The following is an 11,407-nucleotide window of genomic DNA, read 5'->3' on the forward strand; positions in this document are numbered from 1 at the left end:
ACCAAGAACATCGCCGCAGTACCGACCACAGCAAGCGTCTTCATTAACTTGGGCGCAAACGCGACTAGCCCGTTACCCAATTGAGTTTTAATGGTACTCCCATTCGATGTTCGCTGGAGATAGAAACCTAAATCGTCCAACTTCACGATCCCAGCAACTAAGCCATAAACACCAATCGTCATCACAACTGCAATCAAACTCACGACAAGAATCTGAGTGACGATACTTGTACCCGTCACGGTACCCAGAGCTATCACGATGATTTCCGCAGATAATATGAAATCAGTACGAATCGCGCCTGCGACCTTTCTCTTCTCATATTCTTCTATGGATTCACCAGTACTTGTGTCCTCCCCCTTTTCATCATCTTGATGAGAATGAGGAAACAACTTCTCTAAGATTTTCTCAGCCCCTTCAAAACAAAGAAACAGACCACCAATCAAAAGCAAAGGCATGATCAGCCAAGGAATGAAGGCACTGATCAATAATGCCGTGGGCACTAAAATCAGCTTGTTTTTAAATGAGCCTTTGGCAACCGCCCATACCACAGGGATCTCTCGTTCAGCAGAAACACCGGATACCTGCTGAGCGTTCAGCGCTAAATCATCCCCCAACACACCAGCGGTTTTTTTCGCTGCGACCTTAGACATCAGTGCGACATCATCCAGCACGGTTGCAATGTCATCCAGTAGCGTTAATAAACTTGCTCCAGCCATTTTATGGTCTCTTTTAAGGGATTAAACAATTGATAAAATGTAACACCATCAATCCACTCATCAAAGTTATGAGTCTGTAAAAAATAGAGTCACAAGTTGTGTTTTCTATTGCCGTCTCAGCTAGACAGGACTAGTCTGTCTTCATCTTTCACGAACATAAAAGAAGAAGTATAGATGAAAAGTGAATACTCCTACCCAATCGGTGAGCCTGGAAAAAAATGGCAACAAGCAGAACGTGAAGCATGGTTCGCTCAAAGAACGGTTAAGCGTGAATATCAACAAGAAGTTGTGCCAAAAATCCAAGCACTCGCAGACCGCTTCGACATCGAACAATACGGTGCACTGAGTTACGACGAAGCTCGCTTCCCGCTTTTTGCAATCAAGAGCAAAAACTGGGATGAATCAAAACCGACGATCCTTGTAACGGGTGGTGTTCACGGTTACGAAACCAGTGGTGTGCACGGCGCGATCAAGTTCGCCGCAACTCAAGCAGAACAGTACTCAGCACACTTCAACATTGTTGTTGCACCTTGTGTGAGCCCTTGGGGTTACGAAGTGATCAACCGCTGGAATCCAAATGCTGTTGATCCAAACCGCTCTTTCTACGACGGTACGCCAGCAGAAGAATCAGCAAACCTACGAGCTTTAGTGGCCTCTTTGCCAGAAGTATTGGTTCACGTTGATCTGCATGAGACGACAGATTCTGATGAAACTGAATTCCGCCCGGCACTTGCTGCTCGTGATGGCATTGAGTACATCGAAGGCATGATCCCAGACGGTTTCTACACGGTTGGTGATACTGAAAACCCACAACCTGAATTCCAAGCAGCGGTTATTGCTTCGGTCGAAAAAGTGACCCACATTGCACCAGCAGATACAGACGGCAAGATCATTGGTTCTGAAGTTACCCAACATGGCGTGATCAACTACCCAATGAAGAAGCTAGGCTTGTGTGGTGGCGTGACTGATTGTAAGTACGGCACAACCACTGAGGTTTACCCAGACAGCGATAAAGTAACAGATGAAGAGTGTAATGACGCTCAAGTTGCCGCGGTAGTCGGTGCTTTGGATTACGTAATCCAACACGAATTAAACGCTTAAGCGACTACTTAAGACCTCGCACCAAGCACTTAATAGCGAGTTCCCTAATAACTAGTCTCCTGAAGCTAATCCCTAAAACTAAGAAAGAGCCACAAGTGACGATTCACTTATGGCTCTTTTTTTGTCTTTTCTACTTGTCTTTGATTTCTTCTTGGGCATAAAAAAGCGCCCTTGCACACAGTACAAGAGAGCTTTGAAATAACGCTGAATAAGGAGTAATTAGCGAACTATCTACTCCCCATACTTAATTACTTTATTTAGCGGTTTCGCTAACATTTTCTTGTGCTTTATCTACTTCAGTCAGTAGACCTTTCAACAAGCTGAAACAACCAATCAGAAGAATGATCGTAAACGGCAATGCAGCAATGATCGTGATCGATTGCAGGGCTTGGATAGATTGAGTACCACCAATCCACAGCATCACCATTGCAATAGCGCCTGAGATAACCGCCCAAACCACTTTTTGCTTCACTGGAACTTCAAGCTTACCACCCGCTGTCATGCCATCGATAACGATAGAGCCTGAGTCTAGCGTTGTAACGAAGAACACAATGATCAGCGCGACTGCGAGAACTGACAGAATACTACCGAACGAGTATGCATCTAGCATGTAGAACAAGCTTAGAGATACGTCTGTGATGCCTTGGTCAAGGCCAAGTTGCCCTACATGATTAATCACCTGCTCGATAGCCACGCCACCGAAGATAGCCATCCAAGCCGACGTTACCAATGTTGGGATAATCAGTACGCAAAGTAAAAACTCACGAACCGTACGGCCTTTAGAAATACGCGCTACAAACATGCCGAAGAAAGGTGCATACGCAACCCACCATGCCCAGTAGAACACAGTCCAGCCATGCAGCCATGTTGTGTCTTCACGACCAGAGCTTTGGCTCAACGCTACGATGTTATTCGCATAACCCGTCACCGCCGTTGCCACAGAATCAAGCACGGTTGTGAAGTTCAGAACAGCGATAAGACCAAGGAATACGAACGCAATAACCATGTTCAGGTTACTTAGGAACTTAACACCACCGTCCATGCCACGCATAACAGAGATGATAGCCAAGCCCATAATCAAAACGATAATAGATTGCTGAAGGTAGATGTTGTTTTCCAAGCCAAACACGTGGCTAATACCACTTGCTGCCTGCGTACCACCTAGGCCTAATGAAGTCGCAAGGCCAAACAGAGTAACCAGTACCGTTAGTACGTCGATCACATCACCTGTTTTACCCCAAACTCGTTCACCCAGTATTGGGTAAAACACAGAACGCATTGATAGCGGTAAGCCTTTGTTGTAAACAAAGTACGCTAGACAAAGCGCCGTCATGCCATAGATAGCCCATGCATGAAAACCCCAGTGGAACAGTGTCGCGCCAAGAGCGAGTTCACGGCCTGCTTCTGTAAAAGGTTCTGCACCGAGTGGCGTTCCGAACCAGTTCGTGAAGAACGCGGTTGGCTCTGCAACACCCCAAAAAATAAGTCCTATACCCATACCCGCTGCGAATAGCATTGCTATCCAAGATGACATGGAGTAATCCGCCGTCGCGTCTTCGCCACCTAGACGAATTTTACCCAAAGGTGAAAACGCGAGAACAACGGCAAACGCTAGCATGATGTTAGCTCCCCACATAAAGAGGAAGTCAAACTTTGATAAAACAGCACCCTTGATAGAATCAATAGCAGCTTTAGCATCTGCAGGAGGAAGAGCAAGAAGAGTGATGATGAAGAGAAGAGATAAGCCTACTGAGGCTACGAAGACTGTGTTATGGACATCCATGCCCCATTTACTGACGTTGTCTTGACCAACTTGATAGTCAGTAGAATCAATACTGTATTTTTTTGATTTAAAACTCATAAATTATGATGTTCGCATATCCGAATTAACGAATATAAGGACGCTCTCCATATCCAATTACTACTTGATTGGCTCGCCGCACCACCTAAATAAAAAGGCGATAAAAATCACAATGATTGGTGACAAATGGACTTATTGGCTCAATCCCAAGGCGCGGATTATAGCACAGCTCAAAGCATTTTGACTGAGTTTTAGCTCAATAGTCACCCAAACCACCGTCAATAGTGATAGTTAAGCCAATAAAAACAGAATAAAATAAACAAATAAAAACGTTTAAATACAGCACTTTAAATAAAAATAACGCACTGTAAAATCTCATTCAAACTTTCTAAAGATAAAATCAACAACAGCCTAATTTATTTATAGCTCTAACAAAAAAGCCCCGCTATAGGGGCGGGGAAATTACCAAAGGTAAAAGAGAAATCAGTATTCAAATGTCAGTGCTACGTCTTGCTACGCTTCTCGCCACAGAGACTGCACATTTCAAAGGCAGTACATCAAATCGCGAAGCAAAAACCTAGGTTATAGTCTTCGCCATTTTTTGCCGTGAACTCTTTATCTTCACTTGAAGCGTTCGGTCGACCGCTTTCATCGCCTTTCACTAAGCTCACCCAGTGACGGATGCCAGAAGAACGGCTCGCCTCAGTTTGGCCAAACGTGGTGCATGTCTCTAGCTGGATATCTTGAATATCAACCAATTCCAAGTAGCCGGTGCCTTTACGAGCACCGATTGTCACTTCAACGTGTGTACCGCTTTCATCACGAAATAGGATTGCTGAAGGCTTAGACTTATCGCCAGTGAAAGCAACAAAATGCTTCGCTCGTTTTAGGCCAGTATGTTCGCCATTTTTGAAGTAAACCTGAACATGTCGGTAGTCAATCTCATAGCTCACTGCGTCTTCGTGTGAACCTGCCTCAAGAGGAAATAGAGTATCAAGCAACTGTTTCGCCATTTTTTGTTTTTCGAGCTGCTTGTCTGCTTTCACCATTTCTACGGCAAAGACAGCTTCAGCAATAAATGTTGAATGGTTTCTGTGAAGTTCTGTTTTGTCTAGTGTCAGCATATTCATAGTCTTTCCCTCTTGCGGCTTTGAATTTCATGTAGGTCAAAAATCCTGATTGACCCTTTTCAAAATTGTTCTTTACTGTGTTGCTTCCATGTATTTCATACTACTTGTATTTTAGAAACAATTTCACAACAAAAATTTCACAGTGTTAATTTTACTAAATTGCTTTTTTACACAAACCGGTATTTTGAGCCCCTAGCCCTTTATCTAACTGGGTTGAGGGCTCAGTAGAAACACTTTTACGTGTTGTTTGAATTTGTGTAATAACCAACACCAACCAGCTTATTGTCGATCACTCGATAGTAAGTGTGCTTGGTTTCCACTTTGCTCGACAGCGGGTTTAACCATTGATAGGTATAAACGCCTCGGCCATTTTCTTTCGCTAGGTTTAACATCTCAGTGAGAATTGGCTTATCGTCAGGGCTTAGGATTTCGTTGTGTGAACGCCCAACAAGCTCAGGGGATACACCGTGCGCGAGCAGCTTTCCAGAGCTCATATCCATCACGAACACATACAAGTCTCCCTCAACAAAGCTGCCTTCGGTATCATTGAACTCGGCGAGACTGTCCTGCTCTGATTCCACTATCGCGGCCATCGCTCTCGCCAATAATCGCTTAGCTTCTGTTGCACTAGAGCGTTCTGGGTAATACCCCACGGCAACAATCACGTCACCCACACGTTCAAAGAAAGTGGTTTTAGGCTCGCCCATGCGGTCAGTCGGATTAGTCCAATGGTACTGAACTTCGCCAAACCCGTTGTGCACAGCCTTAGTGATCATTTCACGGAAAAAGGGATTACCGTAAACGTCTTGAGTATCCAAAACACTGTCGCCCACCAACACCATTGAAGAGCCTCCACTGGCAAGGAATTGGCCATCAATACCAAGAGCAAACACATAGAGCTCACCGTCTATATATTCGGCATCACTCATGAAGTCTTTGACACTCTCATCGCCATCCTTTTGTACATGGACAACCGCTTTAGCAAGCAGGGTTTTGGCTCTTCTTTCAGCATCGCTGACCACATGTGGCTCTGAAATATCGAGCACATTAACTGGCTCGTTTTCTTTTGCTGTTTCTGAATGTTCGGCACGTAGTCCAATGCCACTGATCACTGCAAATACGGCACAACCAATAAGGATAATTCTTGATATATTCATAGTGACTTCTCCTAATAGCCCACTAAGGACGGTAGCCAAAGCGTAATTTGCGGGAAGAAAGCGATAACGAAAACGCCAATGACGGATGCAAGCACAAAGGGATGGATCTTCGCGGTGATCTGTTCGACCGTGGCTCCGCCTATCCCCGAGGCGACAAAGATATTTTCACCGAGTGGCGGCGTAGCAAATCCTATCGAGAGCGTACATACCACCACAATACCAACGTGAGTAGGATCCGCGCCGAGCATGTACATAATTGGCAGCAAGACCGGTACGATAATCATGATCGCGGCTAACGTTTCCATGAACATGCCAACGAAAAGCAGTAACACAATAGTCAGTGCCCACACCATGTACATGTTGTCAGTGAACCCTAACAGTGACTCCGCCACCACAACTGGAATTTTTTGTTCTATTAACAAGCGACCAAATACCGTTGCCGCGAATAGAATCAGCAACACACGTCCGGTGATCCATGTCGTTGTCGACAATGATTTAATCGTGCTTTTGAACGATAACTCTCGGTGAATAAACACCCCGACAAACAGTGAATAGAAGATCGCCACAACCGCCGACTCTGTTGGTGTGAACATGCCGCTGTAGATGCCTCCGAGAATCAAAAACGGAGCCAGTATCGACCAAATACCACGACGTAAAGAGTGTCTTACTTCGCCAAATGACCAGTTTTCGGTCAGCCCTTTGTAACCTTCACGTTTAGCAATAAAATAGTTAGTGACCACTAGCGTCGACGCCATAATGAAACCCGGCACAACCCCAGCAACAAACAGTTTTGGAATAGATAAAGAGGCAAACTGTCCGTGTTGAGCAATGGCCTCTGGCGGTGCCATCAATCCCATTGCGGAGATACCAAAAATAACTAGCGGAATGGATGGCGGGATAATGATACCCAATCCCCCTGAAGCGGCAGTCACCGCAGAGGCGTAGCTCTTATCGTAATCTCGCTTAACCATTGCTGGTACCATCAACATACCAACCGCAGCGGTCGTGGCTGGGCCTGAACCTGATATAGCTCCAAAGAAAAGACACGCCATTACCGTTGCAGCGCCAAGGCCACCCGTCACAGGCCCGGCTAAACTCTCGGCTATATCCACCAACCGTTTGGAGATACCCGCCGCCTCCATTAATGCGCCAGCAAGAACAAAGGCCGGCAGCGCCATTAATGGGAAGTTACCCACCGAAGTAAACGCGATTTGTACTAAAGCGATGGGATTTTTGTCGAGCAACATATAGGCCGCCATTGAAGCGCCGGCCAGTGATACTGTGATTGGTGCACCCAGAATTAACAGGGTTAAGAAGCCACCAAATAAAATTAGAGTTAAATAGGATTCCATTATTACATCTCTCTATTACGGCTATTCTCTGTGACGACTACTGTGATGACTTTTGTGCCGTCATTTTTCGCAGTTCTTTGACTTCTGGATCTTCGTTCTTAGCGCCTTTAAACAAACGCTCGTAGTTGTTCCAGATAATTCGAATCATCATCAACGAAAACGCGATAGGCAAAATCATATAGAAGTACTTCATTGGGATGCCTGTGGTTTGAGATTTCCAGAACAGGTTCATTTTGTTGAACACGAAATCGTAACTGAGATAGACAAAGTAACCGTTGAACAGCAACCATAAAAAGTCAGCGATGGTTTCACAGACGGTCTGAACAATCGGTGGGAAGAACTTGAAGTGAAAACTGACTCGGTTATGTGCCGACATTTTGGCCGCCACAACGGCGCCTAGATAGGCAAACCAAACGAACATGTAAGTCGCAACTTCATCACCCCAAGGTATGGAGTAATCGAAAAGCTGACGAGTAAGGATTTGTGTGAACAGTAATAAGACAAAGCTTGCTAGCAACAGACAACAGGTATATTCCTCGATGTTGTTAAGATGCTTTTTTATAGTTTTAGCGACTGACATATAACCTCCAATGTTGATTTCCACATGACAACCAGTCGCTCGCGGTACTGAGCAGATCAGGTACTAAACAGATCAACGAGTAAAGCCATGTAAATGCCCTATCTCACTGTTCTATCGCTAGGTGATTAAGTAGCGGAGAACAGCAGATAGGGCGTATCTAATCGTTACTTTCTACCTAGTAACTCAAGAACGTCGTCTAGCTTGTCTTTGCCACCAATGCTTGAATAGAACTTAGGCCAAACTGATTTCGTTACCTTGCTGATCCACTCTTTCTCATTGTCTGCTGGGTCTGTGAATACCATGCCTTTTGCTTGTAGCTCTTCACGGATCTTGTTTTCAGTATTCTCTAGATAAGCAAAGCTGTGTTCTGTTGCTTCCTGACCCGCTTCAAGAATGATCTTTTGCATCTCAGGTGTCTGTTGTTGGAAGACCGTTTCACTGACGATTAACGGCTCAAGTGAGAAGATGTAACGCAGGTTTGTTACGTACTTTTGTACTTCATTGAATTTCATCGCATGAACAGTGATGTATGGGTTGTCTTGACCATCAACCACACCTTGTTGCAATCCAGTAAAGGTTTCTGACCATGCCATTGGTGTTGGGTTTACACCCCATGCTTGGTACGAAGCAATCATGATTTCGTTACGAGGGACGCGAATCACTAACCCTTTTAGGTCTGCTGGCGAAGCCACTGATTTTTTAGAGTTGGTTAGAACCCTAAAACCAGAATAAGCCCAACCTACGATGCGAACACCTGCATCACGGATGGTGTTATCGACAAGGTCTTGACCCACTTGGCCTTGAGTTAATAGCACCGCTTCTTCTGCACTTTGAATGACGTAAGGCATGGTCAATAGACCAACCGTTGGAGAGAAAGGCGTCACGTTGTTGATCGCCAATACAGAGAAGTCGAGAAGGCCGATTGCCGCGTCGTTCACGGTGTCTTGCTCATTGCCCAATTGACCATTCGGGAACAGGTCGATTTTGACTTTACCGTCTGTTTTTTGCTCCATCAATTCAGAAAATGATGTCGCTAATTCCCACTGCGTACCACCAGCAGCATCGCCGATAGCCATTTTAAAATTTGCTGCTGCCGCGGTATGAGATAGCATCGCTGTTGCTACAATTGTGACGCCAGCAATAATTTTATTTTTAATCAATTTCATAGTCTTAACCTTTAATATCATACAGACGTCCTGCCTGTACTTTGCTCACAAGGTGACCTGGTACAACTTTCCTGGTCGTAGTTCTATTTCCCTATTTTGGAAACAATGTTCGAGTAGCTAAAGCACTTCATCCTTTAACGAATACCACTGATAAAGGAACTGTTGCCCTACTCTTCGAAATGGTGCAAACATCTCAGATTCCACCACTTCCCTCACGTTGGGGAACGGAAGTTTTGATTCAAATATTGGCAAGTCAAGCTTATGACCTTCACCTGCGATCCACTGGGCAAGGCGCTTGCCTGCTTGAGCGGAGTACATCACACCATTGCCGCCATACCCTAGTGCGTAGAATATGGATTGCTTTGGATTCGGCTGATAGATTCTTGGCATCATGTCGTGGCTAACATCCACCCAACCCCACCATGAATAATCGATTTTGATCTGATCGAGAGAAGGGAATTTTCGGGTTAAATCCGCTCTCAACATGTCTTCGTATTTCTTTTCAGGCGCATTCTTGCCACTGATGGCACTGCGTGTACCGATCTGCACTCGGTTATCGGGTAACAAACGGTAGTAATGACGTAGGATTCTGGTATCAGTAATCACCTGATTGGTTTTGAAGTTACACGCGGCGATTTCGTCTTGAGTTAACGGACGTGTCACCATCGAGTTAGAAAGTACAGGTAATAGGCGATTCTTAAGCTCTGAATGCAAACCTTGACTGGTGTAACCACCGGTACAAACACCGACAGAGCGAGCCTTAACCACACCACCTGGTGTTTTTAAGTAGTGCACACCGTTGCGTGTTTCCCAACCCATCACAGGGCTTGCTGGGTGAACTTTTACGCCGAGTGCTCTCGCCTTTCTTAGATAACCAAACGCCAGTTTCCCTGCATGGATGCCAATGCCTTCTGGTTCGTGCATTGCGCCTGCCGCTTCTTGATCACCAACGTAATCACGTTTTACGGTTTCCGCATCTAAGATCTGCGCATCGTAATCGAACGTGTCACGCAGCAACTTGGCTTCTTTTTCAAGTGTTGCCATCACTTTGGGACGATGGGCAACGTATAAGTGGCCGCCCGGCTGTGGGTCACAATCAATGTCTTTGATCAGAGACTTAAAGGTGTTCATACCATCGACGCATTCGCGGTGCATTTTTAGCGCGGTTTCGAGCCCCCAACGTTCAATCCACTGAGAGCGCTTCAAACGTCCTGACGCACACTGAGCCTGACCACCATTTCGGGTACTGCAGCCCCAACTCAAACGGTTAGCTTCAATCACAGTCGCTTTAATGCCGTACATTTCAGCAAGGTGTATTGCGGTGCTTAGGCCTGTGTAGCCTGAACCGATTATCGCCACATCGACATCCATATCCGATGTAATTGGGCCATCATCTTCAGGTGGCGCGCCTGCGGTATCTACCCAATAAGTCGGGGCGTATTCCTTGCCGTGACCTGGGCTTTTATCTTTAAGTGGATCGTATTTTGGGTCGTATCTTTCTTTTGCTTGGGTACTTTCTTGTGCTTGGGTGCTTGTCACCTTTGGCGGCACATCGGCTGCCGGTTGTTCCATTACTAAACTCATAATTCGACTCTCCTAGTCATAACACGTGGACTGATTTTGGTTTCGTGTCTAGCTCTTGGGAGTATTGCTGGGAGTCAAAAGAGGTCGTGTTTTACGGAAGGCATTTTTTACGCTGATTTTCCCCTCTTTCAGGGTAAACACATCAACCATACGAGCTTCGATGACGGTGCCATCAGGGTTAGTCGCAGAGAACGTTGATTCGCTTACTGCGCGGTCACCACACACAAAATGGACAGGGTCGCTCCAGGCTGCATCTGGAAAGTTCTGCCAAACCAATTCAAAGCTATTGCGAACGGCTTCGTACCCTTCGATAGTGTTTCCAAGTACGCCTTCTCCTGCCACGGTGTGGAAGACACAGTCTTCAGTCATAAACGACATTAGCGCTTCAATATCATGGTTATTCCATGCATCACTAAAAGACTGTAAAAAGGCGGTGTCGACTTGGTTTTCCAGCACGAATGTCGCTGCATTGGTTTGCATATTCATATTCCAGAATCCTTTATGTTTTCGTTATTGGTTTAAATTTCAGTAGCTTTGCGCCACTTTTTTATTAGAGTGTTTAAACTAGATCTGTGAAATTTAACAACTTGATAACAAGCTTCGCCACTCTAACTTCGAGTTACTTTATAAACAATCTTTAAGCTCACAGATTTCATCTTTTTATAAATTAATTAGTGTTCTAATTTTATTTACACAGTCACTCACTAGATTTATACGAGGTCTAAATAAAATAATTAGAAATATTAGACTTTAGTCGAAGTCAAAATCTTGATGGTACTTTCTGCCATACTGCTCAAGCTGGCGATCATGAGTATTAACT

Annotated in this window: 10 protein-coding genes; 1 reads left to right on the top strand and 9 read right to left on the bottom strand. The window is 45.1% G+C overall.

The window, feature by feature from the left end; translation table 11 throughout:
- Positions 1–716 (bottom strand): DUF808 domain-containing protein (locus AB4232_RS20225; RefSeq protein WP_372087868.1); only part of this gene is annotated, 716 nt, incomplete at its 3' end.
- Between the two features lie 174 nt (positions 717–890).
- On the opposite strand from AB4232_RS20225, the gene AB4232_RS20230 reads away from it, so the two are divergent.
- Positions 891–1,817 (top strand): M14 family metallocarboxypeptidase, encoded by a 927-nt coding sequence (locus AB4232_RS20230; protein ID WP_372087869.1) that lies wholly within the window; start codon positions 891–893, stop codon positions 1,815–1,817.
- Between the two features lie 253 nt (positions 1,818–2,070).
- Here AB4232_RS20230 and AB4232_RS20235 read toward each other — a convergent pair whose 3' ends face one another.
- The 8 genes from AB4232_RS20235 to AB4232_RS20270 all read right to left on the bottom strand — a co-directional run bounded on the left by AB4232_RS20235 (position 2,071) and on the right by AB4232_RS20270 (position 11,073).
- Positions 2,071–3,678 carry a BCCT family transporter gene (locus AB4232_RS20235; RefSeq protein WP_372087870.1) on the bottom strand — a complete coding sequence of 536 codons (1,608 nt, stop codon included), beginning with the start codon at positions 3,676–3,678 and terminating at the stop codon, positions 2,071–2,073.
- A 497-nt stretch (positions 3,679–4,175) separates the two neighbouring features.
- Complete coding sequence (locus AB4232_RS20240) at positions 4,176–4,748, bottom strand: malate synthase (protein WP_017094519.1); 573 nt, start codon at positions 4,746–4,748, stop codon at positions 4,176–4,178.
- 236 nt (positions 4,749–4,984) lie between these two features.
- The gene (locus AB4232_RS20245; RefSeq protein ID WP_054545772.1) at positions 4,985–5,905 is read right to left on the bottom strand and encodes a cache domain-containing protein; all 921 of its coding nucleotides are present in this window, start codon (positions 5,903–5,905) and stop codon (positions 4,985–4,987) included.
- Between the two features lie 11 nt (positions 5,906–5,916).
- Positions 5,917–7,257, bottom strand: a complete 1,341-nt coding sequence (locus AB4232_RS20250; RefSeq protein ID WP_004731904.1) for a TRAP transporter large permease — start codon at positions 7,255–7,257, stop codon at positions 5,917–5,919.
- Between the two features lie 37 nt (positions 7,258–7,294).
- A complete protein-coding gene (locus AB4232_RS20255) occupies positions 7,295–7,837 on the bottom strand; it encodes a TRAP transporter small permease (protein WP_004731905.1) in 543 nt (180 codons plus the stop codon).
- Positions 7,838–8,001: 164 nt separating this feature from the next.
- A complete protein-coding gene (locus AB4232_RS20260) occupies positions 8,002–9,003 on the bottom strand; it encodes a TRAP transporter substrate-binding protein (protein ID WP_017077365.1) in 1,002 nt (333 codons plus the stop codon).
- A 117-nt stretch (positions 9,004–9,120) separates the two neighbouring features.
- Positions 9,121–10,587, bottom strand: a complete 1,467-nt coding sequence (locus AB4232_RS20265) for an FAD-binding oxidoreductase (protein ID WP_054541837.1) — start codon at positions 10,585–10,587, stop codon at positions 9,121–9,123.
- A gap of 48 nt (positions 10,588–10,635) precedes the next feature.
- The gene (locus AB4232_RS20270; RefSeq protein WP_102332696.1) at positions 10,636–11,073 is read right to left on the bottom strand and encodes a nuclear transport factor 2 family protein; all 438 of its coding nucleotides are present in this window, start codon (positions 11,071–11,073) and stop codon (positions 10,636–10,638) included.
- Positions 11,074–11,407: the final 334 nt, after the last annotated feature.

It is taken from the genome of Vibrio sp. 10N.286.46.A8 (assembly GCF_041470165.1).
Classification (GTDB): Bacteria; Pseudomonadota; Gammaproteobacteria; order Enterobacterales; family Vibrionaceae; genus Vibrio; species Vibrio tasmaniensis_A.

Bases quoted from the DNA above. Each gene is read 5' to 3' on its own strand.
- AB4232_RS20240 (WP_017094519.1), bottom strand. From the start codon at position 4,748: ATGAATATGCTGACACTAGACAAAACAGAACTTCACAGAAACCATTCA.
- AB4232_RS20270 (WP_102332696.1), bottom strand. From the start codon at position 11,073: ATGAATATGCAAACCAATGCAGCGACATTCGTGCTGGAAAACCAAGTC.
- AB4232_RS20245 (WP_054545772.1), bottom strand. From the start codon at position 5,905: ATGAATATATCAAGAATTATCCTTATTGGTTGTGCCGTATTTGCAGTG.
- AB4232_RS20235 (WP_372087870.1), bottom strand. From the start codon at position 3,678: ATGAGTTTTAAATCAAAAAAATACAGTATTGATTCTACTGACTATCAA.
- AB4232_RS20230 (WP_372087869.1), top strand. From the start codon at position 891: ATGAAAAGTGAATACTCCTACCCAATCGGTGAGCCTGGAAAAAAATGG.
- AB4232_RS20255 (WP_004731905.1), bottom strand. From the start codon at position 7,837: ATGTCAGTCGCTAAAACTATAAAAAAGCATCTTAACAACATCGAGGAA.
- AB4232_RS20250 (WP_004731904.1), bottom strand. From the start codon at position 7,257: ATGGAATCCTATTTAACTCTAATTTTATTTGGTGGCTTCTTAACCCTG.
- AB4232_RS20260 (WP_017077365.1), bottom strand. From the start codon at position 9,003: ATGAAATTGATTAAAAATAAAATTATTGCTGGCGTCACAATTGTAGCA.
- AB4232_RS20265 (WP_054541837.1), bottom strand. From the start codon at position 10,587: ATGAGTTTAGTAATGGAACAACCGGCAGCCGATGTGCCGCCAAAGGTG.